This is a genomic window from Pseudomonas sp. PDM19 (assembly GCF_014852215.1).
GTDB lineage: Bacteria > Pseudomonadota > Gammaproteobacteria > Pseudomonadales > Pseudomonadaceae > Pseudomonas.
This window is the reverse complement of record NZ_JACVBG010000001.1, coordinates 814620-838947: the sequence shown is the minus strand read 5'-3', so window position 1 is coordinate 838947 and position 24328 is coordinate 814620. Positions and strand designations below refer to the sequence as shown.

At 66.7% G+C, this 24328-nt stretch carries 23 protein-coding genes; 12 read left to right on the top strand and 11 right to left on the bottom strand.

Going from position 1 to position 24328, the window contains the following annotated elements; translation table 11 throughout:
* Positions 1-22: 22 nt before the first annotated feature.
* The 4 genes from IB273_RS03615 to IB273_RS03600 are packed head-to-tail and all read left to right on the top strand — an operon-like array spanning position 23 to position 2917.
* Positions 23-811: an ABC transporter permease gene (locus tag IB273_RS03615; RefSeq protein WP_192223266.1), complete on the top strand. Its 789-nt coding sequence runs from the start codon at positions 23-25 to the stop codon at positions 809-811.
* Positions 808-1656 (top strand): ABC transporter ATP-binding protein, encoded by an 849-nt coding sequence (locus IB273_RS03610; RefSeq protein ID WP_192223265.1) that lies wholly within the window; start codon positions 808-810, stop codon positions 1654-1656. Before IB273_RS03615 ends, IB273_RS03610 begins: the two co-directional genes overlap by 4 nt.
* Positions 1653-2636 (top strand): HEAT repeat domain-containing protein, encoded by a 984-nt coding sequence (locus tag IB273_RS03605; protein ID WP_192223264.1) that lies wholly within the window; start codon positions 1653-1655, stop codon positions 2634-2636. Before IB273_RS03610 ends, IB273_RS03605 begins: the two co-directional genes overlap by 4 nt.
* Positions 2633-2917 (top strand): gamma-butyrobetaine hydroxylase-like domain-containing protein, encoded by a 285-nt coding sequence (locus IB273_RS03600; RefSeq protein WP_081517018.1) that lies wholly within the window; start codon positions 2633-2635, stop codon positions 2915-2917. The genes IB273_RS03605 and IB273_RS03600 overlap by 4 nt, the downstream gene beginning before the upstream one ends.
* A 1-nt stretch (position 2918) precedes the next feature.
* Here IB273_RS03600 and IB273_RS03595 read toward each other — a convergent pair whose 3' ends face one another.
* Complete coding sequence (locus IB273_RS03595) at positions 2919-3566, bottom strand: alpha/beta hydrolase (protein ID WP_192223263.1); 648 nt, start codon at positions 3564-3566, stop codon at positions 2919-2921.
* 351 nt (positions 3567-3917) lie between these two features.
* Here IB273_RS03595 and IB273_RS03590 point away from each other — a divergent pair, with 351 nt between their 5' ends.
* Positions 3918-4688 carry an alpha/beta fold hydrolase gene (locus IB273_RS03590; protein ID WP_192223262.1) on the top strand — a complete coding sequence of 257 codons (771 nt, stop codon included), beginning with the start codon at positions 3918-3920 and terminating at the stop codon, positions 4686-4688.
* A 52-nt stretch (positions 4689-4740) separates the two neighbouring features.
* On the opposite strand, the gene IB273_RS03585 is transcribed toward IB273_RS03590, so the two are convergent.
* On the bottom strand, positions 4741-6081 hold the full coding sequence (locus IB273_RS03585; protein WP_412548058.1) for an OprD family porin: 1341 nt from the start codon (positions 6079-6081) through the stop codon (positions 4741-4743).
* A 635-nt stretch (positions 6082-6716) separates the two neighbouring features.
* Between IB273_RS03585 and IB273_RS03580 the strand changes: the two genes are divergently transcribed.
* From IB273_RS03580 to IB273_RS03570, 3 genes are all read left to right on the top strand, one after another.
* Positions 6717-7217, top strand: a complete 501-nt coding sequence (locus tag IB273_RS03580; protein ID WP_192223261.1) for a winged helix-turn-helix transcriptional regulator — start codon at positions 6717-6719, stop codon at positions 7215-7217.
* An 11-nt stretch (positions 7218-7228) separates the two neighbouring features.
* Positions 7229-8356 (top strand): HlyD family secretion protein, encoded by a 1128-nt coding sequence (locus tag IB273_RS03575; protein ID WP_192223260.1) that lies wholly within the window; start codon positions 7229-7231, stop codon positions 8354-8356.
* A gap of 101 nt (positions 8357-8457) precedes the next feature.
* The gene (locus IB273_RS03570) at positions 8458-9945 is read left to right on the top strand and encodes a DHA2 family efflux MFS transporter permease subunit (RefSeq protein WP_225610114.1); all 1488 of its coding nucleotides are present in this window, start codon (positions 8458-8460) and stop codon (positions 9943-9945) included.
* Here the strand turns inward: IB273_RS03570 and IB273_RS03565 are convergent.
* The 3 genes from IB273_RS03565 to IB273_RS03555 all read right to left on the bottom strand — a co-directional run bounded on the left by IB273_RS03565 (position 9939) and on the right by IB273_RS03555 (position 13139).
* A complete protein-coding gene (locus IB273_RS03565) occupies positions 9939-10841 on the bottom strand; it encodes a LysR family transcriptional regulator (protein ID WP_192223259.1) in 903 nt (300 codons plus the stop codon). The genes IB273_RS03570 and IB273_RS03565 overlap by 7 nt on opposite strands.
* A 73-nt stretch (positions 10842-10914) precedes the next feature.
* A complete protein-coding gene (locus tag IB273_RS03560; protein WP_151186889.1) occupies positions 10915-12114 on the bottom strand; it encodes an MFS transporter in 1200 nt (399 codons plus the stop codon).
* Positions 12115-12233: 119 nt separating this feature from the next.
* Positions 12234-13139: a LysR substrate-binding domain-containing protein gene (locus IB273_RS03555; RefSeq protein ID WP_081517010.1), complete on the bottom strand. Its 906-nt coding sequence runs from the start codon at positions 13137-13139 to the stop codon at positions 12234-12236.
* A gap of 861 nt (positions 13140-14000) precedes the next feature.
* Here IB273_RS03555 and IB273_RS03550 point away from each other — a divergent pair.
* The 4 genes from IB273_RS03550 (at position 14001) to IB273_RS03535 (ending at position 16101) form a co-directional block, all read left to right on the top strand.
* A complete protein-coding gene (locus IB273_RS03550) occupies positions 14001-14495 on the top strand; it encodes a Bro-N domain-containing protein (protein WP_192223258.1) in 495 nt (164 codons plus the stop codon).
* Positions 14496-14805: 310 nt separating this feature from the next.
* Positions 14806-15063 (top strand): YjhX family toxin, encoded by a 258-nt coding sequence (locus IB273_RS03545; protein ID WP_081517008.1) that lies wholly within the window; start codon positions 14806-14808, stop codon positions 15061-15063.
* A gap of 58 nt (positions 15064-15121) precedes the next feature.
* Positions 15122-15625 carry a GNAT family N-acetyltransferase gene (locus tag IB273_RS03540; protein ID WP_192223257.1) on the top strand — a complete coding sequence of 168 codons (504 nt, stop codon included), beginning with the start codon at positions 15122-15124 and terminating at the stop codon, positions 15623-15625.
* Between the two features lie 17 nt (positions 15626-15642).
* Positions 15643-16101, top strand: a complete 459-nt coding sequence (locus IB273_RS03535; RefSeq protein WP_192223256.1) for a GNAT family N-acetyltransferase — start codon at positions 15643-15645, stop codon at positions 16099-16101.
* Between the two features lie 375 nt (positions 16102-16476).
* On the opposite strand, the gene IB273_RS03530 is transcribed toward IB273_RS03535, so the two are convergent.
* The 6 genes from IB273_RS03530 to IB273_RS03505 all read right to left on the bottom strand — a co-directional run bounded on the left by IB273_RS03530 (position 16477) and on the right by IB273_RS03505 (position 24020).
* Positions 16477-16875 (bottom strand): DUF2501 domain-containing protein, encoded by a 399-nt coding sequence (locus IB273_RS03530; RefSeq protein ID WP_081517005.1) that lies wholly within the window; start codon positions 16873-16875, stop codon positions 16477-16479.
* A gap of 87 nt (positions 16876-16962) precedes the next feature.
* A complete protein-coding gene (locus tag IB273_RS03525; RefSeq protein ID WP_192223255.1) occupies positions 16963-18051 on the bottom strand; it encodes a glycerophosphodiester phosphodiesterase in 1089 nt (362 codons plus the stop codon).
* 145 nt (positions 18052-18196) lie between these two features.
* Complete coding sequence (katG, locus tag IB273_RS03520; protein WP_192223254.1) at positions 18197-20389, bottom strand: catalase/peroxidase HPI; 2193 nt, start codon at positions 20387-20389, stop codon at positions 18197-18199.
* Between the two features lie 307 nt (positions 20390-20696).
* The gene (locus tag IB273_RS03515; protein ID WP_192223253.1) at positions 20697-22550 is read right to left on the bottom strand and encodes an amidohydrolase; all 1854 of its coding nucleotides are present in this window, start codon (positions 22548-22550) and stop codon (positions 20697-20699) included.
* Positions 22551-22561: 11 nt separating this feature from the next.
* Positions 22562-23380, bottom strand: a complete 819-nt coding sequence (locus tag IB273_RS03510) for an alpha/beta fold hydrolase (protein WP_081517001.1) — start codon at positions 23378-23380, stop codon at positions 22562-22564.
* A 70-nt stretch (positions 23381-23450) separates the two neighbouring features.
* Positions 23451-24020, bottom strand: coding sequence for an antibiotic biosynthesis monooxygenase (locus tag IB273_RS03505; protein ID WP_192223252.1), 570 nt, complete (start codon positions 24018-24020; stop codon positions 23451-23453).
* Positions 24021-24328: the final 308 nt, after the last annotated feature.

The window sequence follows — 24328 nt, the reverse complement described above, 5'->3', positions numbered from 1 at the left end:
CCGGGGCGGGTGGAGACCGCAGATGAACACCACCCCCCTCACCCGCTGGAGCCTGCGCCTGGCCTCGCTGCTGGTCTGCCTCGTACTCTGGCAGGTGCTCAGCGCGCGCCACGTCAACCTCGGCGTGGTCACCTTCGCCAACGTGCCCGGCCCGCGCGACGTGCTCGACGCCGCCTGGAACCTCGCGCAATCGAGCAAGCTCGGCCGCCACCTGGGTAGCAGCCTGCTGCGGGTGCTCGCCGGTTACCTGCTCGCGGCTCTTGCCGGCATCCTCCTCGGTCTGGTCATCGGCCGCGGGCGCTGGGCGCGCGACAGCCTGCTGCCACCGCTGGAAGTGCTGCGGCCGATCCCGGCGGTGGCCTGGATTCCGCTGGCGATCCTGATGTTCCCCAGCTCCGAGCTGTCGATGATCTTCATCACCTTCACCGGCGCGCTGTTCCCGATCCTGCTCAACACCATCCACGGCGTCGAAGCGGTCGACCCGCGCCTGCTCGCCTCCGCCCGCAGCCTCGGCGCCGGGCGCCTGGCGCTGCTGCGCGAAGTGGTGCTGCCCGGCGCCGCGCCAAGCATCGTCACCGGCCTGGCCATCGGCATGGGCACCTCGTGGTTCTGCCTGGTGACCGCCGAGATGATCTCCGGGCAATGGGGCATCGGCTACTACACCTGGGAGTCCTACACCTTGCAGAACTACCCCGACATTGTCGTCGGCATGCTGCTGATCGGCGTGCTCGGCATGGCCAGCAGCCTGCTGGTACGCCAGCTCGGCGCCCTGGTCACGCCCTGGCAGCGCCAGGCCGGAGGCAAGCCATGACCCTGCCCGCCAGCGCACCGGGGCGCGTACGCGTCGACGGTCTGTCGATCCACCTGGGCAGCGGCCGTGACGCCTTCGAGGCCGTGCAGTCGCTGAGTTTTTCCATCGAGCCCGGCGAGTTCGTCTGCGTGCTCGGCCCCTCCGGCTGCGGCAAGTCCACCCTGCTCGGCGCGCTGGCCGGGCACCTGAGGCCCAGCGCCGGCCAGCTGGAAGTGGACGGCCAGAGCGTCGCCGGGCCGTCGCCCGAGCGCGGCATGGTGTTCCAGCACCACACCCTGCTGCCCTGGCGGCGGGTGCGCGACAACGTCGCCTTCGGCCTGAAGATGCGCGGCGTGCCCCGCGCCGAGCGCCATCGCCAGGCGGACGAGATGCTCCAGCTGGTGGGCCTGAACGGTTTTGCAGAGCGCTGGCCATCGCAGCTCTCCGGCGGCATGCAGCAACGCGTGGAGATCGCCCGCGTGCTGATCAACCAGCCGCGCCTGCTGCTGATGGACGAACCCTTCGGCGCCCTCGATGCGCAGACGCGGATGATGATGCAGGAGCTGCTGCTGGACATCTGGACGCGCCTGCGCACCAGCGTGCTGTTCATCACCCACGACATCGACGAGGCGCTGTTCCTCGCCGACCGCATCCTGGTGATGAGCCCCCGCCCCGGACGCATCCTCGAAGACATCCGCCTCGACTTCCCGCGCCCGCGCCACGCCGATTTGCTCACCAGCCCGGAATTCTCCCGGCTCAAGCGCCACTGCCTGGAACTGCTGCGCCACGAAGACGGCCGCCAGCTGCCGCGCCTGACGCCACTGGGCCTGCCCACTCCACAACGGATACCGCGATTCGCCATATGAACGACTTCAATCCCTCATCCAGCATCAGCACCGACAATCCCGACATCCTCGACCTCCAGCCACGCCTGCAGGACGCCGACGCCGGCGTACGGCGCATCGCCCTGATCGAACTGGCCGACCTGGAAGAACCCGATGGCCTGCCCTGGCTCGCCCACGCGCTGAACCATGACGTCGCCGCCAGCGTCCGCGCCGAGGCCGCGCGCCTGCTGGAAGCCTGGGAAGAACCCGAGGTGGTGGACGCCCTCTGCCAGGCCCTGGCCGACAGCGACAATGAAGTGCGCGAAGCCGCCGCCCAGAGCCTGAGCGAACTGAAGACCGCCGAGGCCGGCGTGCGCCTGCTGCCCTGGGCGACCCACGCCGACCTCTTCGTTCGCCGCAGCGCCTTGCGCGCCCTGCGCGAACTGCGTCTGGAAGTGGCCGCCGAACCGGCCCTGGCAGCGCTGGACGACAGCGACGCCGGCGTGCGCCGCGAAGCCGTGGGCATCCTCGGCTGGCTCAAGCGCACCGACGCGCTGCCGCACCTGGCACGCCTGACCCGCGACGATCCGGACGCCGAAGTCCGCCGCGCGGCTGCCGGCGCCCTCGGCCTGGCCATCGACGCCAGCGTGCTGCCGGCCTTGCAGGCGGCGCTGCTCGACCCGGCCTGGCAGGTGCGCGAGGAAGCCGCCGGCACCCTCGGCAAGCTGGCCCTGCCGGAAGCCGGTGATGCGCTGGTGCGGGCACTGGAAGACGACTTCTGGCAGGTACGCCTGCGCGCCGCCCGCTCGCTCGGCAAGCTGCGTTACCTGCCGGCGCTGGAAGGCCTGAAGAGCGTGCTCGGCCACGGCATCAGCAACCTGCGCAAGGAGGCGGCGCTGGCCCTGGGCGAACTGGGCAGCGACGACGCCATCGAGGCGCTGCGCAACGCCGAAAACGACGGCGACCCGGAAGTCCGCAAGGCCGTGCGTATCGCCCTCACCCAACTGGGGCAGTCAGCGTGAACACACCCGTCGCACTGCACCGCTCCAGCGCCGACAGGGAATTGCGCATCCGCTGGGACGACGGCGTCGAGCAGTGCATCGCCTTCACCCGCCTGCGCGGCGCCTGCCCCTGCTCGCAGTGCCGGGCGGCGCGCCTTCAGGGGCGCATCGAGCTGGTCTGCGCCGGAGTCGTCCTGCAGGAACTGAACCTGCAGGGTTATGGCGTGCAGCTGGTGTTCGACGATGGCCACGACCGGGGTATCTACCCCTGGTCCTACCTGCGCGAACTGGGACGGAGATAACTCAGGCGATCGCGCGGGACAGGTGCTCCAGCACACGCTCCACCGCGCGTTCCAGGCAACCCTTGAAGAAGTGGTCCGCGCCGGCGTAGAGCACCACCTCGCGCTGCGTCGGGCGCGCCCAGTCGAGCAGGTTCGCCAGCGGCGCCATCTCGTCCGCCTCGCCATGCAGCAGCAGGCAATCGGCGGGCAGGTCCTGTGCTTCGTAGTCGCGGCCACCGGGTACGGTGCCCACCGGCAAACCCATCAGGACGATGGCAGCCGCAGGCGTTGAGAGCATGCCGGCAACACGGGCGAACACATAGGCTCCGAAGGAAAAGCCCACCAGCGCCAGCGGCAGCTCCGGATACTCGCTACGCAGGTGCGCGATCACCGCGAGCATGTCCTGCGCCTCGCCGATGCCTTCGGCGTACTCGCCCTTGCTGCCATCCACACCCCGGAAGCTCGGCCTCACGGTCATCCAGCCGGCGCCACAGAGCTTGCGCGAAAGGGTCAGCGGCACGCGGTGTTTCGGGCTGCCGCCGAGCAGCGGCTGCGGATGGCTGATCAGCGCGAGGCCTTGCACCGGCAAGTCCGGCCGGTCGATCAGCAACTGCAGCTTGCCCACCGGGCCATCGATCAGTTGTGTGCTGCGCTGTTCTTCGGCGGGCATGGGATTTCCTTGGGACGGGAGGGAACCCGCATTGTAGGACCGGTGCTTCTGCGCGTCATGGCAGGCAAGCCTCGCCGCGGGTCCGCCAGGACAACAGCGGATCGGATGTCGTTCTCCCCTTCATCGGGAGTGGCAAACGAATGACGAACAAACTGACGCTTCCCACAAGAAAAGCAGACCCAAACTTGACCGGTTTCAACCTCGCCCGAACTGCCATCCCGCAGGCCTGTCACCGCCCCTAACCTCAGCTCACCGCCATGCCCATGACGGTACGCACGAAGAAGCTGTCATGCCGTCTCGTGCGTCTTCCGCAAGCCTCCGGGTTCTGCAATTCCAATGGGAGTGTGAGACATGAATACCTACCCCTTTGACGAGCAGAAGGACCTGCTGCGTTGGCAAGACGTCTGCTACGGAGCGTCACCCCTGATCTACATTCACGGCCTGGGCTGCGCATCGACCAGTGACTACCCCGCGGTCATCGCATCGGACGCCTATTGCCGGCGCCGCTCCTGGCTGGTGGACCTGCCCGGCGCCGGTTTCAGCGACAAGCCCGACGCCACCCTCTACGGCACAACCGCCCAGGCCCAGACGCTGGAAAGCTGGATTCTCAGCACCGGCGTCAACCGCTGCGGCCTGTTCGGCCACAGCGCCGGCGCCTTCATCGCTCTCAAGCTCGCAGCCGCCCTGCCGAACAAGGTCAACAAGCTGATCCTCTGCCAACCCGGTCTCAGCGACTATGGCATTGCCCTGCTCGAATCCATCACCTCCATGAGTGAGAGCGAGTTTGTCGCCATCGGCTTTTCACAACTGCTCGAACGACTCGGGGAAGACGGCGACAACGAAGCCTGGCTCGGCCCTTTCCAGATCTGCTCACCCCAGGCCATCTACCAGTGGGCCGGCGCGGCGCTCGCCGACTACGACGCAGGCGCGTGGATCGAGGCGCTGAAAATGCTGCGTACCCCCAGGAAGGCCGTGATCCTCTCGGACAACACACCGCTCAACGACATCCGTCTGTATCACCAGGCCGGCTGCCGGGTTGAGATCGTTGCCCATAGAGGGCACATGATCGCCTACGACAACCCGGATGGCCTGGCGCAGGCAATTTCCCACCTCGCCTGTTAGACCCGCGAGGTGCCGCACCGGCGCCCCCGGAACGAGGCGCCGGTGCCCGCCATTACAGGATCGACAGCGGGTAGTCGACGATCAGGCGGAACTCGTTGACGTCGCCCTCGGCCTGGTCGGCATTGCCCCGGTGGATCGCCTCGCGCAGGCGCAAGGACAGGTCCTTCGCCGGCCCGGACTGCACCACGTACTTCGCTTCCAGGTTGGTCTCGTGGTGCTTGCCGTCCTCACCATAGCCATAGCCGCGGTAAGGGCTGTCGGCGGCCATTTTCGTGCCGTCGATGCCATGGCCGTTGACGTAGCGGGCCATGAAGCTCAGGCCGGGGATGCCGTAGGTGGCCATCGCCAGGTCGTAGCGCATCTGCCAGGACTTTTCCTCCGGACCGTTGAAGTCCGAGTACTGGATGGAGTTGGCGAGGAAGATCGAGTCGCCCGTGTCGCCGGGGCCGTTGACGCCGAAGGCCACGTAGTCGAACGGCGTATCGCCGTGGACCTTCTGGTAGGCCAGCGTCAGGGTATGCGCGGTGAGGAAGGTGTAGGCAGCGGCGGCGGACCAGGTGGTGTTGCTGATCTCGCCGGCCTTGGCGCTGCCGTCGTCATTGGTGCGGTAGAGGTTGAAGTCGAAGTTCAGCGACTGGTCATCCGCCAGCGGCAGCGTGTAGTTGGCGTTGCCGTAGTACTGGCGCCACACGTCTTCGAGTTTGGACGCATACAGCGAGAAGTTCAGCGCGTCGTTGACCGCGTACTTGCCGCCCACGTAGTCGATGCTGCTGGCCTCGACGTTGGCGTAGGAGGCCCAGATGCCGTGGTCGCCGTTGGTGGTCACCGGGCCGTTGCCACCGGTGAAGTGGCCGCCGTCCAGATCCAGCCCGGCGATCTCGCTGCTGAGCACGTTGAAGCCGGTGGCGGTCTGCGGGAACAGGCGGGTGCCGCCGGCGGCGAACACCGGTGCGGTGGGCTGCAGATCGCCCCAGCGCAGTTCGGTTTTCGACACACGCAGCTTCACCGCGCCGCCGGCACGGCCGTACTCGCTTTCCGGCGAGCCATCGTCACGCACCGGCAGGTTGCCGGTGCCGGAGGTGCCGGCGCCGCCATCCAGGCGGATACCCCAGTTACCGAAGGCCTCGACACCGAAACCTACCGTGCCCTGGGTGAAGCCGGAGCTGTAGTTCAGCGTAAAGCCCTGGGTCCAGTCCTTGCGGTCACCCGCCCCGGACTTGCGATCGCTGTTGTAGTAGTAATTGCGCATCAGCAGCGAAGCGCTGCTGCCTTCGATGAAGCCGGTGGCTTCGGACTGGTCGGAAACGGCGGCGGCTTGCGCCAACTGGAACGGAATGCCGGCGAGTGATGCACTGACACAGGCACCGAGCATTGAAAGACGGAACGCGGACATCTGCTACCCCTTTGTTGGACTTGTCTTGGCAGGTGTATCGAGTGACTTCTGAACAACTTTCTTATGTTTCCCCGCCCTAGGCAGAGCGAGCGAAGAGATAACAATCCGCCGTCTGCGTCTCCAACCAGCAGTGTCGATAGTCGATATCGAGACGAATGATTAAGCATTTTCCAGCCGCGCCATTAAGCTTGCGCCCCGATGAAGAACATGAGTCCCGGATGCCCGCTCCAGAGCGTCCGGAGGATTGCTCCACTTCATCATCCTTTGGTTTGGCCGCCTCCCCAGGCGGCCTTTTTTTGCCTGAAGGAAAGTTATGGAACAGCCGTTCCAGACCATTTCCGGATAATTATCCCGGCCACTTTCCGAGTTATCCGGACGGTACTTTCCGCGAACTTCCCCTGAACTTGGCCGGGCAACTTCCGCAGGATCGGGCAACCCTTGCGCCAGCCGGAAACTCACCCGGTACGCCGTTCATCCCCTGCCTTGCGCCGCCCCCAACGAGTCACTTGCGCAAAGCAAGTGACCGCTTTAGATTACGGCCATAATCTTTTTCAGCCCGACCTTGCCTGTCGCCTTGCCAGGCCCGAGACAAGGCGGCCCAATTAGATGACGACTCTCATGCAAAGGGTGCGACCATGCGCAGAACCAGCTTCGACCACCTGCCCTGCCCGGTAGCCCAGGCGCTGGACCTGATCGGCGACAGCTGGAACGTGCTGATCCTGCGCGAAGCCTTCTACGGCTCCACCCGCTTCGACCAGTTCCTCGCACGATTGGGCATCGCCAGCAACGTGCTCACCCGCCGCCTGCGCGCCCTGGTGGATAGCGGGCTGTTACAGCGCCGCCAGTACAACGATCACCCGCCGCGCTTCGACTACCTGCTCACCGAGCGCGGCCGCGACCTGCGCCCGGTGCTGCTGACGCTGCTGCAGTGGGGCAAGCGCCACGCCGGCATGGCCAGCACCGCCGAACTGGTGGACACCCGCAGCGGCCGCCCGGTGCGCATTGCCCTGGTGGATGCCGACAGCGGCGAGCCCATCGGCCCGCAACACCAGATTAACCGCCGCGAGGACGACCGACTCGTCCCCGTCGTCCCGCAAGCGAACTCCCAGAACATCCCCCAAGCCGATCACGCCTGAGCGAGGCCGCCATGAACCAGCCCGTCACCCTCCCCGCCACGCCTGCCGTCGAAACGGCCAGAGCGAAATCCCGCAAGGCGCTCAAGCTGGCCATCGCCACCGCCGCCATCCTCGGCACCGCCGCCTACGTCGGACACTGGTGGCTCGACGGGCGCTTCCTGGAAAAGACCGACGATGCCTACGTCGGCGGCGACGTCACCGTCATCAGCCCGCGCGTGGCCGGCTACATCGCCGAGCTGAAAGTGAGCGACAACCAGTTGGTGCACGCCGGCGACCTGCTCGCTCGTATCGACGACCGTGACTACCGTGCCGCGCTGGCCAAGGCCGAGGGCGCGGTGCATGCCGAGGAAGCAGCGCTGGGCAATGTCGACGCCCAGGCCTCGCTGCAGGACGCGCTGATCCGCCAGAGCCAGGCGGAGATCGACGCGGCCGCCGCCGAAGAGGTTCGCACCCACGACGACCAGCGTCGCTACGCCACCCTGGTGCGCACCAACGCCGTATCGGTGGAGGCCGCGCAGCGCGCCGACGCCAGCTTCAAATCCGCCCGCGCCAACAGCGACAAGGCCCGCGCCAGCCTGCTCGCCGCGCGTCGCCAGCTGGACGTGATCCACAGTCAGCGGCAGCAGGCCCAGGCAGCGCTGGAGCAGGCCATAGCCGCCCGTGACCTGGCCCGCCTGGACCTCAGCTACACCGAACTGCGCGCCCCGGTGGACGGCTACATCGGCAACCGCCGCGCACGGGTCGGCAGCTACGTCGCCGCCGGTACCCAGCTGCTCGCCGTGGTGCCCGCGCAGGGCCTGTGGGTGGACGCCAATTTCAAGGAAGACCAACTGGCGCGCATGCAGCCCGGCCAGGCGGTGACCATCGAGGCCGACATCCTGCCCGGCAAGGTCTTCCACGGCCACCTGGACAGCCTCGCCCCGGCCACCGGCGCGCAGTTCAGCATCCTCCCGCCGGAGAACGCCACCGGCAACTTCACCAAGATCGTCCAGCGCGTGCCGGTGCGCGTGCACCTGGACGATGCCGACGGCCGCCTGGGCAACCTGCGCCCCGGCCTCTCGGTACTGGTGGAAGTGGATACCCGTGCCCACGCGCACGATGCCGCCGACCAGCGCGTCGTCCTGAGCAACCAGCCGTGAACCTCTCCGCCAGCAAGCTGTGGATCGCAAAGCACTGGAGCAGCGAGGTGATCCCGGTGGAGAGTCTTTCCACCGGCCGCAAAGTCATCTCCTTTGCCTGCATGTGCCTGGGGATGTTCATCGCCCTGCTGGACATCCAGATCGTCTCCGCGTCGCTGCGCGACATCGGCGGCGGGTTATCGGCGGGTGCCGATGAACTGGCCTGGGTGCAGACCAGCTACCTGATCGCCGAGATCATCGTCATCCCGCTCTCCGGCTGGCTGTCCAAGGTGCTCTCCACGCGCTGGCTGTTCGCCGCCTCGGCACTGGGCTTCACCCTTACCAGCCTGCTCTGCGCCATGGCCTGGAACATCCAGAGCATGATCGCCTTCCGCGCGCTGCAGGGCTTCCTCGGTGGTTCGATGATCCCCATGGTGTTCACCACCGGCTTCCTCTACTTCGACGGCAAGCAGCGGGTGATAGTCGCCGCCACCATCGGCGCCATCGCCTCCCTGGCGCCGACTCTCGGGCCGGTGGTCGGCGGCTGGATCACCGACATTTCCTCCTGGCCCTGGCTGTTCTATATCAACCTGGTGCCGGGGCTGTTCGTCGCCATCGTGGTGCCGGTCATGGTGCGTATCGACAAGCCCGACCTGTCGCTGCTCAAGGGTGCCGACTACCCGGCGATTCTGCTGATGGCGCTGTTCCTCGGCTGCCTGGAATACACCCTGGAGGAAGGCCCGCGCTGGAACTGGTTCAGCGACGACACCATCGTTGCCACCGCGTGGATTTCCGCACTATGCGGCATTGCCTTCATCTACCGCAGCCTGACCGCCGCGCACCCCATAGTCGACCTGCGCGCCCTGAAGGAACGCAACTTCGCCCTCGGCTGCCTGTTCAGCTTCGTCACCGGCATCGGCATCTTCGCCACCATCTACCTGACCCCGCTGTTCCTCGGCCGGGTGCGCGGCTACGGCGCGCTGGACATCGGCCTGGCGATCTTCTCCACGGGCATCTTCCAAATCATGAGCATCCCGCTCTACGCCGCCCTCGCCCGGCGCGTCGACCTGCGCTGGATTCTGCTGCTGGGCATGGTGATGTTCACCCTGTCGATGTATGAATTCGCCCCGCTGACCCACGACTGGGGCGCGGGCCAGTTGATGTTCCCGCAGGCCCTGCGCGGCATGGCGCAGCAGTTCTGCGTAGCGCCCACCGTGACGCTGGCACTGGGCTCACTGCCGCCGGAGCGCCTGAAGCTCGCCTCCGGGCTGTTCAACCTGATGCGCAACCTGGGCGGCGCCATCGGCATCGCCGCCTGCGCCACGGTGCTCAACGACCGCGCCAACCTGCACTTCCTGCGTCTGGCAGAGCACCTGAACAGCGGCAACGAAGCGCTCAACCACTGGCTGGCGCCCTCCATGGAGTTCAACGGCGAACCCTCGCAACAGGCGCTGAAACACCTGTGGGACCTGACCTGGCGCGAGGCGCAGACGCTGACCTTCGCCGATGCCTTCCTGCTGGTCGGCGCGTGCTTCGCGGTGACGCTGCTGCTGGTGCCACTGATGCGCAGGATCGCCCCGCCCACGCAGCCCAGCGCGGACAGTCACTGAGCCGCCATCAGCTCCTCGAGGAAGGCGACGAACACGCGGATGCGGCTGGATTCACGCAGGCTCGGCGGGTACAGCACGTTGATGCTGCCCACGGTATTGCCGGGATAGGAGTCGTACTCGGGCAGCAGGCGCACCAGCCTTCCAGCGCGAACGTCTTCGGCCACCAGCCAGTCCGACAGCAGCGCGATGCCACCGCCGGCCAGCGCGGTCTCGCGCAGGACATCGGCATTGTTGCTCTGCAGGCGGCCCTGCACGTTGAGCGGCCAGGTGTCCTGGCCTTCACTGCAGGTCCAGGTCAGGTGTGCGCCGCCGTAGTCGAAGCGCAGGCACTGGTGCTCCATCAGGTCCAGCGGGTGGGCCGGTGTGCCGGCGCGCTGCAGGTAGTCGGGGCTCGCCACCAGCCAGCGCTGGAACTGGCCGATGGGGCGGCTGATGATGTCGTCGCTGGTAAGGCTCGAACCCAGGCGCACGGAGAGGTCGATCTGCTGTTTCGGCAGGTCGGTGATCTGGTCGCTCAGGGACAGGCTGACCTCCAGCTCCGGGTACTGCGCCAGCAGGCGCCCCAGGTGCGGGGCGATGACCCGGCGACCGAACTCCACCGGCACGCTGACGCGCAGCCGCCCTTTCGCCTCGCGGCCACGGTCGCTGACCAGGCCGTCGGCTTCCACCAGCGCCTCGAGGATTTCCACGGCCTTGTCGTAGTACGCCTGCCCGGCGAGCGTCGGGCTGCTGTGGCGGGTGGTGCGGTTGAGCAGCGTGGCGCCCAGCTCCGCTTCCAGCGCCGCCACCTGGCGGGTCACCGAGGAGGTTGCCACGCCGAGCTTGCGGGCCGCCGCCGAGTAGCCGCCGCAACGGACGGTCTCGACGAACATCGACAGGGCCTGCAGTTTGTCCATGGCGGCACTCCGGGAGCGGGAAACCCCGGAGTGTACCCAATCACCCCTGCGCTCGCCTTGCACGCCTGTGCTCTCAGGCGTGGCTGTCGCCGCGCAGCAGGAAGAGCAAGGTGGCGATGGTCGGGACAACCGCCGCGCCGATGGCGAACGGCGTCCAGCTGATGGCTTCGTAGAGCGGGCTGGCGACCAGCGAACCGAGCGCACCGCCGACGAAGATGCTGGTCATGTACACCGCGTTCAGGCGCGCACGGCTGTGCGGGTCGAGGGCGTACACCTCGCGCTGGCCGAGCACCATGTTCAGCTGCACGGCGAAATCCAGCAGCACCGCGCACACCACCAGCCAGAAGAACCCCGCACCGGGCAGCGCGCCGAGCAACAGCGCGAACGGCGCCAGCAGCAGCGCCACCAGGGTGCCCTTGAAGGTATGCCCGGCATCGGCCAGCCGTCCGGCGATGGGCGCGGCAACGGCTCCGACCGCGCCGACCAGGGCGAACAGCGCGACCTGGGTCTGACTGAAGCCGTGGTGGCGGATCAGCTCGATGGGGGCGATGGTCCAGAAGGCGCTGAAAGCGGCGAACAGCAGGCCCTGATAAAGCGCGCGCTCACGCAGCACGGCGTAGCGCCGCGCCAGGGAGAACACCGAACCGATCAGCTGCGGGTAAGTCGCGCTGTGGGCCGGCACGCGGCGCGGCAGCGCCACCGCCATCACCAGCGCGATCACCAGCATCAGCACGGACGCGGCGAGAAACACTCCGCGCCAGCCGAAGACTTCCGCCACCAGGCTGGACACCGGCCGCGACAGCAGGATGCCCAGCAACAGACCGCCCATGATGTTGCCCACCACACGGCCACGGGCCTCCTCCGGCGCCAGGTGCGCGGCCAGCGGCACGAGGATCTGCACCGCCACCGAGGTCAGGCCGATCAGCAGTGCACAGGCCAGCAGCACCGACGGCGAATTCGCCAGCCCGGCGCCGGCCAGGCACAGCGCCACGGCCAGGGTGAAGCCGATCACCAGCTTGCGGTTTTCCAGCAGGTCCGCCAGCGGCACCAGAAACAGCAGGCCAATGGCGTAGCCGAACTGCGTCAGCGAGACGATCAGGCTGGCTTTTTCGGTGGAGAGGCCAATCGCCGGGGCAATCAGCTCGACGATGGGTTGCGCGTAATACAGGTTGGCGACGACGGCGCCGCAGCAGAACGCGAGCAGCACCACCATTGCCGAGGACAGGGTCGGCTGCGCGTGGTCGGCCGGAAGGGAATTCGAAGCGGGGTTCATGACCATTCCTTGTGGGAAAAACAGTGGCACCAGCCTATGCCGGCAGCCTCCCGCGCAGAATCGGTCGGGCCGGCAATACAGCGGTGCGCGAAACGCAACGCTGCCTGCCGGCGCGGGCCTCAGGCCATGTCGCTGTTGCTGAACTCCTCGGCGAGGAAGTCGATCAGCGTGCGCACCGAGGGCAGAAGGCCACGGCGCGAAGGGAAGATCGCATGGACGATGCCGCACTTGGGCGACCAGCCCGGCAGCAACTCCACCAACCGGCCGGCGGCCAGGTCCTCGCGCACCGCCACACGCGGCACGTGGGCGATGCCGACACCGGCAATCACCGCGTTGCGCAGGGCCAGCAGGTCATCGGTGACCATCCGCGGCTTGTGCGAGATGAGCAGGCGCTCGCCCTCCTCGTTGAACAGCTCCCACTGGTACTCGCGCTGCATGCCGCCCCAGTGCAGGCTGGGCAGTTGGCCGAAGCCCAGGGGCGAGCTGTCGCCGGCCATGCGTTCGAGGAAGTCCGGTCGCCCCACCAGGCACTGGGTGCTGTTGCCCAGCACCTTCATCACCATGTCGGTGTTCTCCAGCGGCGGGAAGCGCACCCGCAGGGCGATGTCGAAACCCTCATGGAGCAGGTCGACGCGGCGGTTGGTGCTCTCGATGAACAGCTCCACCAGCGGGTACCTGAGCATGTAGCGGGTGAGCATCGGCCCGACCCAGGAGTTGAGCAGCGTCGTCGGGCACGCCAGCCGCACCAGTCCGCGCGGCTCGGCGCGGTTGCGTTCGATGACCTCGGAAGCGCCTTCCGCCTCGATGCGCATGGCCACGCAGCGCTGGTAGTACTCCTGGCCGATCTCGGTCAGCGAGCAGTGCCGGCTGGTGCGGTGCAGCAGTCGCACGCCCAGGCGTTCCTCCAGTTGGGCGATACGCCGGCTGAGCTTGGACTTGGGGATGTCCAGCGCGCGGCCGGCAGCGGCGAAACCACCCTGCTCCACCACCTGGGTGAAGTAATAGAGGGTGTTGAGGTCTTCCATGGATCGTTCTCCGCATGGAACGCTGGGAAAGGGGCGCAGCTTACCGTATCGGTGGCGGCGCGGGCGCTGGGCTCGTGTTGCCTCGCGGGAGCGATAGCTGTCAGCGAGGGTGCGGGCGTGTCGGCTGAGGCCGTGGTTTCCTCCCGCACCGAACAGTCCCCTCTCCCGCTTGCGTAGCGGGACGCGCAGCCAGGGCCGTTGCCCCTGTAGGAGCGACTGTCTGCTTCTGGGGAGTCCGTGCCGATGCATCCCCTCACCCCGGCCCTCTCCCTGAGGGAGAGGGAGCAGTCCGAGCCGACTGACGCCAAGGTTTCATCCTGCGCCGAACGGTCCCCTCTCCCCCTGGGAGAGGGTTAGGGTGAGGGCCAACCCGAGCGCAGATCTATCTCGCCGTCTGTAGGGCGCATAACCCGGAACGGGTTATCCGCCGATGCCACCGCGGCGGATAACGCTGGCGCGTTGTGCGCCCTACGATTGTGTAGGAGCGGGCCATGCCCGCGAACAGCGCCTGTAAGGCGCTGCTGAAGCCCGCGCGATATCCCGCCGTTTTCCACGAATATTCCCACCCGCCAACCGCCTTGTGGGCCTACACGAGCCATCGCTAGATTCCAACCCGCCACGGTCAATCCCGTGGCTGGGTGTGAAGACCTGATAACCAGCGCGATTGCGCTGAAAGTGCATGCGAAAACGGCGAATCGTTTTCGTAGGCCCCCACGCAACTGTAGAAAACTACAGCGCTGATATGGCGGATCGCGTGGGGAGGCCCTCGGGCCTGCCGGCTCTGGTTCCGGTTCTTCACCCCCACGCGGTCCGCCTCCCTTTTCGGGATGGCGGCTCTCTCCCCGAGTTGGAGTACCTGCCATGGATGCCCTGATTACCGTCACCGCCACGACCTTCCTGCGCCACAACCGCCCCGTACGCGGCGTGATGATCGACAACCAGCCCTGGTTCGTCGGCACCGACGTCGCCCGCCTGCTCGGCCTGCACCACCCCACCGTCCTCGCCCGCCGCCTGGAACAAGGCGAAGCCAGGACCGTGCGCCTGCTGTGCAACAGCGGCAACGAGGAACAAGTCGAAGTCATCAGCGAAGCGGCGCTGTACATGGCGTTCTACCGCCACAGCCACCCGGAAAACCGAACCCTTCGCCAATGGTTCAGCCACGAGGTGATCCCGCAGCTGCGCGACGAGCACACGCAATGCCCGCACCAGCCACGGCGCATGCGCATGACCTGGCTGGACGGCTTCGTCACCGTGCTCGACTGGCAGGGCGAAGTCTGGGTTCCGCTGGACGACCTGCCGACCTTCACTCGCATCAACGGCAAGCCAAAGGGTCCGCGCGGTTTCTGGAAGCGCTGAGTGGCCAGCCGATCCGCAGCAGGCTCGTCGCCAGGGCACTCCCGAGTCGGCGACGAGCAGCCTGTTTGAAAGACGTGGCAACAAACGCCGGGTTGATCGGCTTCGGCCGTCACACCTAGAATCACCGGGCTCGATTTCCGGGCATTCCTTTCTGATCCGTTGAGACAGGCTTCATGTTGGAGATAGCAGTAATCCGATAACCCCCTTCGCCTTGCCGACAAGGCGGGCCGGTTATCGATGCGCACAAACGCTGGCAGACACCACCTCGTGTCTGCGGTTTCTACGCACCTACTGCATTCAGGTTTCCATCATGAATATTTCCAGACCGGAACAACGGACCCTGCACGTCCTCGCCAAGGGCGGCCACATTTCCTTCCAGCGCGACGACGCCGGACGCGTCGTCTTCGTCGAGTGCTATACCCGTGACGGGTATGTACTGGCCGACTGCACCCTGGCTGTCTTCAGGAAGCTCAGGGACAAGCGCCTGATCATCTCGCGCGGCGGTTCACCCTACCGGATCAACGCCACAGGCCTGGGCGCCGTGCGCCCACAACTGGACAACCGCTGACCCACCAAAGGCCGGGCCGGCTTCGCGCGCCCGGCCACCTGCACAAGGGAACTACACCATGCCTTACGAGATTCGCCGGGAACGGCCTGAAGATGTCGCCGTCATTGCCGAAGTAACCACCGCCGCCTTCGCCGTGGCCGAACACCGCAGCGGCACCGAAGGTGCCATCGTCGATGCCTTGCGCACGGCCGGGGCGCTGAGCGTTTCCCTGGTCGCCACGTTGGAGGGCGAGGTGGTCGGCCATGTGGCTTTCTCGCCCGTCACCCTGGACGGTGCGGACCTCGGCTGGTACGGCCTGGGGCCGGTCTCGGTGCGGCCGGACCTGCACGGCCGGGGCATCGGTGCCGTGCTGATTCGCGCCGGGCTGGAGCGCCTGAACGCCCTGGGTGCGAAAGGCTGCGTGGTGCTCGGCGACCCGGCCTACTACCCGCGCTTCGGCTTTCGCCAGGACCCGGCGATCCAGTATGCGGGCGTGCCGCCGGAATACTTCATGGCGCTGTCGCTGGACGGCTCGACGGCCGCCGGACAGGTTGCCTACCACAGCGGTTTCTCCGCCGCCTGAAGACGAGAACAGTCGCCATGTCTCCATCGATCAGCACGGCATCGATCCGCCCCGCCACCCCGGCGGACATCGACACCCTCTTCGACATCCGCACCAGCGTGCGGGAGAACCACCTGAGCCGCGAGCAGATGGCCGATATGGGCATCACGCCGCAGGTGCTGGCCGAGGCAATTGAATCTGCGCCTTGCGCGTGGGTCGCCGAGATCGACGGTATTGCCGGCGGCTTCGCCATGGTGGATACCGAAGCGGGAGAACTCTTCGCCCTGTTCGTACGCCCGGAGTTCGAGGGCCAGGGCATGGGTCGGCTTTTGCTGGCGGCGGCCGAGGAGCAGTTGTTCCGCAAGCACGGGAGCATCTGGCTGGTGACCGATGGTGGCGATGGCATTCGCGCCAACGCCTTCTACCGCCGCCACGGCTGGCAACTCGCCGAGCGCGTGGATGAGCGGGATGTGCGCTACGAGAAGCCCCGTCCCTGACCGTGAATTCTCACTGTAGGAGCAACTGTCTTTCCCTGGTAGTTCCGTGTTTGTGCTTTCCCCCTCACCCCAGCCCTCTCCCTCAGGGAGAGGGAGCAAATCGTGCCGGCTGACGCTGCGGTTTCATCCGGCACCGAACGGTCCCCTATCCCTCTGAGCGGGGCGCGCAGCCAGGGTTAGGGTGAGGGCCGATCCGAGCACAGATCTATCCGGTAGGAGCAGGCCCTGCCCGCGATCCGCCTGCAGGGCCGATGGCGGATCAAACAGCTGAATGTCAGGCGAACGTCATCACTGGTTCCAGACCGCGCCTTACAGGCGCTGTTCGCGGGCGTGGCCCGCTCCTGCAGGAAACGACGTGCCTGACAGGAAGCACCGTCACAGCAGCGACTTGCCCTGGCTGAGGACCTTGTCGCACACCTGTTTGGTGACCTTTTCCTTGATGCCGCTGCCGGACAGGTCAAGGCTCTTGCCGTCGCTGCCGGTAAGGATGCCCTTGGCGCCATCCTTGTAGCCGCTGTCACTGGTGGTGGTGTTGCCCGGCAGCTTGCCCAGCAGCTTGTCCTTCACCTGGGTGGCGGCATCGGCGTTGAGGTAGTTGTTCTTCGCGCAATACTCCAGCAAGCCGGCGACATTGCTGCTGCTCGACGACGCGGACGGCAGGCTGCCAAGGCCGCCGAGCTGGCCGGCGACATCGCCGAGGGAGGCGGCCTGGGTCATCGACCAGGGCAGCAACGCGGCGGCGAGGACCGCGGGAATCAGTTTGCGGGCATTCATGGGATTCTCCTGTTCATGGGGCGCTCCTGGTTGCGTTCGACGCAACGCGGGGCGCCACTGCGAGTGTAGACACCCCTGCGCGCCAACTCAGTACCCCACCGACTTCAGCACCTCGCCCATGTCGAGGCTCGGCGGCCGGCCGAGGAACATCAGCAGCTGGTCGGTACGGTTGGTGAAGAAGCCGTCCACGCCAGCCTTGGTGAGCTTGTCGAAGTCCACCGAGTCGTCGACGGTGTAGGCATGCACGAACAGGCCACGCTCGTGGGCGGCCTGGTTCATCCACGGCTGCACCAGGTCCATGTAGCTCTGGTCGCCACGGGCGGTCAGGGTCGCCGAAGGGCCCGTGCCCAGCGCGCCATGGGCCTTGGCCCAGTCCAGCCAGGCAAAGAACTCTTCCCTGGACTTCACCTCCTGCCGGGCATAGAAGTCCGCCTTGATCTTCTCTCCGGACTGGGCAAAGGTCGTCGGGCTCTTCGCCGCCATATAGCCATCGCCAGTCCACAGCAGCAGGATCTTCGGCACCTTCGGCATGCTCTTCTGCAGCAGTTCGAGGCTGCTCTTCTCGAAGGTCTGCAGGACGATCTTGCCTTGCGGCTCGCCGTCCGCGTTGAGCCAGCCGCGGTTTTCCAGGGTCTTGCGCAGGTCTTCCTCGATGCCGGGGAACTGCCCCGGCGCCTTGGTTTCCAGGTACAGGCCGGGGGTTTCGCCGCCGCCTTCGGCGATGTCGATCAACTCGTCCAGGGTGAGGATGCGCAGCCCCGCGTACTTGGAGCGGGCGCGCTCGGGATAGATGGCGTTGAACCAGCTGCCGGCATCCAGGCGCTTGAGTTCGGCCAGGGTGAACTTGCTCACCGGGTCCTTCTCGCGGCCGGGGAAGACCTTGGCGATGTTGGTGGTGCGCTCCAGGGTGTCGTCATGCACGGCCACCAGCACGCCGTCGCTGGTGCGCTGCAGGTCCGCCTCCAGGTAGTCCGCGCCCAGGTCTCGGGCGGCGAGATAGGCCGGCGCGGTTTCCTCCGGCGCATCGTGGGAAGCGCCGCGGTGGGCGATCACCGCCGGCCAGGGAACGCCGGCGGCCTCGCTGAGGGCGCGGCCGGGTGAGTCCTCGGCGCTGGCGGTGAAACTGGCGGCGGCCAGTGCGATGGAGCCCAGTACAGCGATGATGCGACGGCGCATGTGCGAAACCCCTTTGGCTGGGTAACGGATAAGCGGCCCAGTCTGCCGGCGGCCTGTGAAGCTCTTGCGACGGCCAGCCCACTCATGAACGACAAGGCCCGCGGACGATCGCTCGTCCGCGGGCCCTTTGCCCTTCCCTGCCCGATCAGCGCGGCAGGTCGAAGCGGTCGAGGTTCATCACCTTGGTCCAGGCCTTGACGAAGTCATGGACGAACTTGCGTTCGCCGTCCGAGCAACCATAGACCTCCGACAGCGCCCGCAGCTGAGAGTTTGAACCCAGTAGCAGGTCAATGCGGCTGCCGGTCCACCGGGCTTCGCCGGTCTTGCGGTCGCGGCCTTCGAACTCGGTGTTGTCCGCCGAGGTCGGTTTCCACACGGTGCCCATGTCCAGCAGGTTGACGAAGAAGTCGTTGCTGAGGGTGCCGGGGCGCGCGGTGAACACGCCGCTCTGCGAGCCGCCGGTGTTGGCACCGAGCACCCGCAGGCCGCCGATCAACGCGGTGACTTCCGGCGCGGTCAGGGTCAGCAGCTGCGCCTTGTCTATCAGCAGCGCTTCGGCCGGCACGGCGAACTTCGCCTTCTGGAAGTTGCGGAAGGCATCGGCCACCGGCTCCAGCATGCCCACCGAGTGCACGTCGGTCTGCTCCTGGCTGGCGTCCATGCGGCCCGGTGCGAACGGCACGCTGACCTTGTGGCCACCCTTGCGCGCCGCCTCTTCCACGCCGGCATCGCCGGCCAGGACGATCAGGTCGGCCAGGGAAATCTTCTTGCCGCCGGCGGCGGATGCGTTGAACTCGGCCTGGATTTCCTCCAGCGCGCCGAGCACCTTGGCCAGCTGTTCGGGCTGGTTCACCGGCCAGTCCTTCTGCGGCGCCAGGCGGATGCGCGCGCCATTGGCGCCGCCGCGCTTGTCGGAGCCACGGAAGGTCGAGGCCGAGGCCCAGGCGGTGGAGACCAGTTCGGAAACCGACAGGCCCGAGGCCAGCACCTTGGCCTTGAGCGCAGCGATGTCCTGCTCGTCCACCAGCGGGTGGTTGACCGCCGGGATCGGGTCCTGCCAGATCAGCTCCTCTTTCGGCACTTCCGGCCCCAGGTAGCGAGCCAGCGGGCCCATGTCGCGGTGGGTCAGCTTGAACCAGGCACGGGCAAAAGCGTCGGCGAACGCGTCGGGATCTTCGTAGAAACGACGGGAAATCTTCTCGTAGATCGGATCGACACGCAGCGAGATGTCGGTGGTGAGCATCGACGGTGCACGGCGCTTGGACTTGTCGTGGGCATCGGGAATGCTGCCGGCGCCCGCGCCGTTCTTCGGCTGCCACTGGTGGGCGCCGGCCGGGCTCTTGGTCAGCTCCCATTCGTAGCCGAACAGGTTCCAGAAGAAGTTGTTGCTCCAGCGCGTCGGCGTGGACGTCCAGGTGACTTCCAGGCCGCTGGTGATAGCATCGCCACCGGAGCCCGTGCCGAACGTGCTGACCCAGCCCAGGCCCTGGCTTTCCAGGCCGCCGGCTTCCGGGTCGGCGCCGACGTTGTCCGCCGGACCTGCGCCATGGGTCTTGCCGAAGGTGTGGCCGCCGGCAATCAGGGCGACGGTTTCCTCGTCGTCCATGGCCATGCGCGCGAAGGTCTCGCGAATGTCACAGGCGGCGGCCACCGGGTCGGGGTTGCCGTTGGGGCCTTCGGGGTTCACGTAGATCAGGCCCATCTGCACAGCGGCCAGGGGATTTTCCAGGTCACGCTCGCCGGTGTAGCGCTTGTCGCCGCCCAGCCAGGTGGTCTCTTCGCCCCAGTACACGTCCATGTCCGGTTCCCAGACGTCCTCACGGCCGCCGGCGAAGCCGAAGGTCTTGAAGCCCATGGATTCCAGGGCGACGTTGCCGGTAAGGACGATCAGGTCGGCCCAGGACAGTTTGGCGCCGTACTTCTGCTTGATCGGCCAGATGAGCCGGCGGGCCTTGTCCAGGCTGACGTTGTCCGGCCAGCTGTTGAGCGGGGCGAAGCGCTGCTGGCCACGCCCGGCACCGCCACGGCCGTCGCCGATGCGGTAGGTGCCGGCGGCGTGCCAGGCCATGCGGATGAACAGCGGGCCGTAGTGGCCGAAGTCGGCCGGCCACCAGTCCTGGGAGTCGGTCATCACGGCGCGCAGGTCGGCCTTGACCGCTTCCAGGTCGAGGGTCTTGAAGGCCTCGGCGTAGTTGAAGTCCTCACCCATGGGGTTGGACTTGGAAGAATGCTGGTGCAGCAGGTCCAGCCTCAGCTGGTTGGGCCACCAGTCACGGTTCGATGTGCCACCACCGGCGGTCTGGTGGAAGGGGCAGCTACCTTTCTTTTCTTCACTCATTGCAGGCTCCTTGTGAGCGCCTGGCGCGGCGCTTCGTATACGCACAACCCATCAGAAGATAGATCAAACGGGACGGGCTGCTATTGCAGTTATTGATCGGCTCGAGCGGTAAAAGGCTATCGACGCAGGGATGGCGAAAAGCCGTGTTACAGAGGGGTGTGCCGGCGGGATCGTTGCGGGGAGGGTCGCGGGCATGGCCCGCTCCTTCAATCCTGGGGTCGGCGCCCTCGCTTCTGCAGGAGCGGGCCATGCCCGCGAACCCGAAAAGGGTTCGCCGACAGGGCCTGCTCCTGCGCTCAGACGAGCATCAGAAGGCGAAGCAGGAACAACCGAAGGCGCCCCAGAACCCGGCAAAGTCACTCACCGGGACATCCCTGGTACGCGCGCGCTCGTGGCTGTGGCCGTGCACGCCGCAGGAGCCGACGCACTGGTGCACGGCCTGCTGCAGCGGCGCCTGCGGACGCCAGTGACCGGGAACCATGGCCACCGGGGACCATTCCGGCACCACCGGGATGCTCGGCGGGGCCAGCTTGTCGAACTCGCGGTCGCCGTGGACGATCTTGCCGCCCACCACGGTGAGCACCGATTCGATGGTCTTGATCGCCTCTTCCTCGACGCTGAAGAAGTCCTCCGACAGCACCGCCAGGTCCGCCAGCTGGCCGGTCTTGAGCATGCCCTTCTTGCCCTGCTCGCTGGAGAACCAGGCACTGCCGTGGGTGAACAGCTGGATCGCCACCTCGCGGGACAGGCCCTCCGGGTAGAGGCTCAGGCCGCCCACGGTCTTGCCACTGACCATCCAGTACAGCGAGGTCCAGGGGTTGTAGCTGGACACGCGAGTGGCGTCGGTGCCGGCGCCCACCGGCACGCCTTCGGCCAGCATGCGCTTGATCGGCGGCGTGGCCTCGGCGGCCTGCTTGCCGTAGCGGTCGACGAAGTACTCGCCCTGGAACGCCATGCGGTCCTGGATGGCGATACCGCCGCCCAGCGCCCTCACCCGCTCGATGTTCTTCGGCGTGATGGTCTCGGCGTGGTCGAAGAACCACGGCAGGCCGTTGAACGGGATATCCAGGTTGACCTTCTCGAACACGTCGAGCATGCGCGAGATGGACTCGTCATAGGTCGCGTGCAGGCGGAACGGCCAGCGCTGCTCGACGAGGTGGCGCACTACCGGCTCCAGCTCCGCTTCCATGGTGCCGGGCAGGTCCGGACGCGGTTCGAGGAAGTCCTCGAAGTCGGCAGCCGAGAACACCAGCATCTCGCCCGCGCCGTTATGGCGCAGGAAGTCGGTGCCCTGGCCGTAGGTCACGCTGGAGGTCCAGTTCTTGAAGTCCGCCAGTTCTTCCTTGGGCTTCTGGGTGAACAGGTTGTAGGCGATGCGCACGGTGAGCTGGTCGGCGTCGGCCAGCTGCTGGATCACCTGGTAGTCGTCCGGGTAGTTCTGGAAACCACCGCCGGCGTCGATCACGCTGGTCAGGCCGAGGCGGTTCAGCTCGCGCATGAACTGGCGGGTCGAGTTGACCTGATACTCCAGCGGCAGCTTCGGTCCCTTGGCCAGGGTCGCGTAGAGAATCATCGCATTCGGGCGGGCGATCAGCATGCCGGTGGGCTCGCCGTTGCTGTCGCGGACGATCTCGCCGCCGGGCGGATTCGGCGTGTCTTTCGTGTAGCCAACGACGCGCAGTGCGGCGCGGTTGAGCAGCGCGCGGTCGTAAAGGTGCAGGACGAACACCGGGGTATCCGGCGCAGCCTTGTTCAGCTCCTCGATGGTCGGCAGGCGGCGCTCGGCGAACTGGAATTCGTTCCAGCCACCGACCACGCGCACCCACTGCGGCGAGGGCGTGCGCTGGGCCTGCAGGCGCAGCATTTCCAGCGCATCGGAGAGCGACGGCACGCCCTCCCAGCGCAGTTCGAGGTTGTAGTTCAGGCCGCCGCGGATCAGGTGCAGGTGCGAGTCGTTGAGGCCGGGGATGACGGTGCGGCGATTGAGGTCGACCAGTTGGGTCGAGGCGTCGCGGTAGGCCATCGCCTGGGCGTCGGTGCCGACGACCAGGAACTTGCCGTCGGCGATGGCCACGGCCGTGGCGTGGGGGCGTTCCGGATCAACGGTGTGCAGCTTGCCGTTGAACAGGATCAGGTCTGCGTTGCGCTCTGCGTTGCTCATGCTCGTGGCCCTCAGCGTTGCAGGAAGGCCAGCAGGTCTTCGTTGAGTTGCTGCGCATGGGTGACGGCAAATCCATGGGGAGCGCCGGCGTAGACCTTCAGTTCTGCGCCCTTGATCTGCTCGGCGGCCAGCTTGCCGGTGGTCTCGAACGGCACGATCTGGTCGTCGTCACCGTGGATCACCAGGGTCGGCACGTCGACCTTGGCGAGGTCCGCGCGGAAGTCGGTTTCCGAGAACGCGCTGACGCAGTCCACGGTGCCTTTCAGCGACGCCAGCAAGGCGATGTTGAGGGTCTGGGTCAGCACGCCGTCGGAGACCTTCTGGCCATGGTTGGTGCCGTAGAACGGCGCGGCGAAGTCGGCGATGAACTGCGCACGGTCCTGCAGCAGGCCGGCCTTGATACCGTCGAACACGGCGGTGTCCACACCCTGCGGGAAGTCGGCGGCCTTGCCGAAGATCGGCGTGACGGCGCCCAGCAGCACCAGGCCGGCAACGCGGGAGGTGCCGTGGCGGCCGATGTAGCGGCTGACGTCGCCACCGCCCATGGAGAAGCCGACCAGGGTGACGTCGCGCAGGTCCAGGTGCTCGATCAGGCCGGCGATGTCATCGGCGAAGGTGTCGTAGTCGTAGCCGTTCCACGGCTGGCTGGAACGACCGAAACCGCGACGGTCGAAAGCGATGGTGCGGTAGCCGCGGCTGCTCAGGTACTGCATCTGGTATTCCCACATGTCGCCGTCCAGCGGCCAGCCGTGGCTGAACAGCACGGGTTTGCCGCTGCCCCAGTCCTTGTAATAGATCTCGGTGCCGTCGCGGGTAACGAAAGTGCTCATGGAAACTCCTCTGCCTGCCATGCAGGACGATGTGGGTACGGGCGCCACGTAGACGCCGCGGGAGGGAAAATCAATCGGCGTTGAGCCAGCCGGCGCAGCGCCGGGTCACCCAGGGCATGATCAGGTAGACCACCGGAAGAACGATGCACAGGGTCACCAGCAGGTTGCTCGGCACCACCCCGGCCAGTACCGGGAAGCGCTCGAAGGCAGGTCCCCAGAGCGGCGGGATGACCATGGTCAGCGGGCTGATCACCAGGTAGGTGAGCAGCGCCTGCTTCCATTTCGGCGGCTGGCGCACGTTGCCGTGCTCGGGGGTGAACCAGAATTCGGCGTCGTTGTGGATCAGCGGGTGGTCGCCCTCTTCCAGCAACGGCGAAACCTCGTCGATCAGCTCGGCGCGCTCGCGGGAGTCGATCCAGGCCTGCAACTGCGCGGCGGCGGCGAAACGCACCACGGTGGTATACATCGCACCTTCGCCGTCCGGGCGGATCACGTTCACCCCCAGGTGCCCCGGCTGCCGGCGCGCGGCCGAAACCGTGCGGCGCAGCCAGACCTCGTAGCTGGGCAGGGCTTCGCAACGCACCTTGTGGTGGACCACCAGCGTCACCACGCTGTTCAGATCGATGGTTTCGGCGCTCATGGGTGTTCCGGACTCATGATTGAGGTCCGCTCACTATGGCGGCGGCAACGGTCGTCCTATTGGACGCATGTGCTGGATAGCGCTCCTGCAAGGGGAGTTCCAGTGAAACGTCCGCAACCGCCTGAACGCTCCGTTCAGGAGGCGTTGTTGAAGCGGAGTTTCAGAGAGTGCAGCGGCATGAGTGCCGCTAGAGCGCTGTAGGGCCAGGAATGGCCTGTCGAGGGAGGATGCCTGGTTGGCGTCCCCGAATCCTCAACTCAACGTGGCACACGCCGGCCCAACCGAAGTCCGGGCATCGGTTGGGCGCC

Coding starts and splice junctions, on each gene's coding strand:
- IB273_RS03615 (WP_192223266.1), top strand. CDS start 23: ATGAACACCACCCCCCTCACCCGCTGGAGCCTGCGCCTGGCCTCGCTG.
- IB273_RS03610 (WP_192223265.1), top strand. CDS start 808: ATGACCCTGCCCGCCAGCGCACCGGGGCGCGTACGCGTCGACGGTCTG.
- IB273_RS03605 (WP_192223264.1), top strand. CDS start 1,653: ATGAACGACTTCAATCCCTCATCCAGCATCAGCACCGACAATCCCGAC.
- IB273_RS03595 (WP_192223263.1), bottom strand. CDS start 3,566: ATGCCCGCCGAAGAACAGCGCAGCACACAACTGATCGATGGCCCGGTG.
- IB273_RS03590 (WP_192223262.1), top strand. CDS start 3,918: ATGAATACCTACCCCTTTGACGAGCAGAAGGACCTGCTGCGTTGGCAA.
- IB273_RS03585 (WP_412548058.1), bottom strand. CDS start 6,081: ATGTCCGCGTTCCGTCTTTCAATGCTCGGTGCCTGTGTCAGTGCATCA.
- IB273_RS03580 (WP_192223261.1), top strand. CDS start 6,717: ATGCGCAGAACCAGCTTCGACCACCTGCCCTGCCCGGTAGCCCAGGCG.
- IB273_RS03575 (WP_192223260.1), top strand. CDS start 7,229: ATGAACCAGCCCGTCACCCTCCCCGCCACGCCTGCCGTCGAAACGGCC.
- IB273_RS03570 (WP_225610114.1), top strand. CDS start 8,458: ATGTGCCTGGGGATGTTCATCGCCCTGCTGGACATCCAGATCGTCTCC.
- IB273_RS03565 (WP_192223259.1), bottom strand. CDS start 10,841: ATGGACAAACTGCAGGCCCTGTCGATGTTCGTCGAGACCGTCCGTTGC.
- IB273_RS03560 (WP_151186889.1), bottom strand. CDS start 12,114: ATGAACCCCGCTTCGAATTCCCTTCCGGCCGACCACGCGCAGCCGACC.
- IB273_RS03555 (WP_081517010.1), bottom strand. CDS start 13,139: ATGGAAGACCTCAACACCCTCTATTACTTCACCCAGGTGGTGGAGCAG.
- IB273_RS03550 (WP_192223258.1), top strand. CDS start 14,001: ATGGATGCCCTGATTACCGTCACCGCCACGACCTTCCTGCGCCACAAC.
- IB273_RS03545 (WP_081517008.1), top strand. CDS start 14,806: ATGAATATTTCCAGACCGGAACAACGGACCCTGCACGTCCTCGCCAAG.
- IB273_RS03540 (WP_192223257.1), top strand. CDS start 15,122: ATGCCTTACGAGATTCGCCGGGAACGGCCTGAAGATGTCGCCGTCATT.
- IB273_RS03535 (WP_192223256.1), top strand. CDS start 15,643: ATGTCTCCATCGATCAGCACGGCATCGATCCGCCCCGCCACCCCGGCG.
- IB273_RS03530 (WP_081517005.1), bottom strand. CDS start 16,875: ATGAATGCCCGCAAACTGATTCCCGCGGTCCTCGCCGCCGCGTTGCTG.
- IB273_RS03525 (WP_192223255.1), bottom strand. CDS start 18,051: ATGCGCCGTCGCATCATCGCTGTACTGGGCTCCATCGCACTGGCCGCC.
- katG (WP_192223254.1), bottom strand. CDS start 20,389: ATGAGTGAAGAAAAGAAAGGTAGCTGCCCCTTCCACCAGACCGCCGGT.
- IB273_RS03515 (WP_192223253.1), bottom strand. CDS start 22,550: ATGAGCAACGCAGAGCGCAACGCAGACCTGATCCTGTTCAACGGCAAG.
- IB273_RS03510 (WP_081517001.1), bottom strand. CDS start 23,380: ATGAGCACTTTCGTTACCCGCGACGGCACCGAGATCTATTACAAGGAC.
- IB273_RS03505 (WP_192223252.1), bottom strand. CDS start 24,020: ATGAGCGCCGAAACCATCGATCTGAACAGCGTGGTGACGCTGGTGGTC.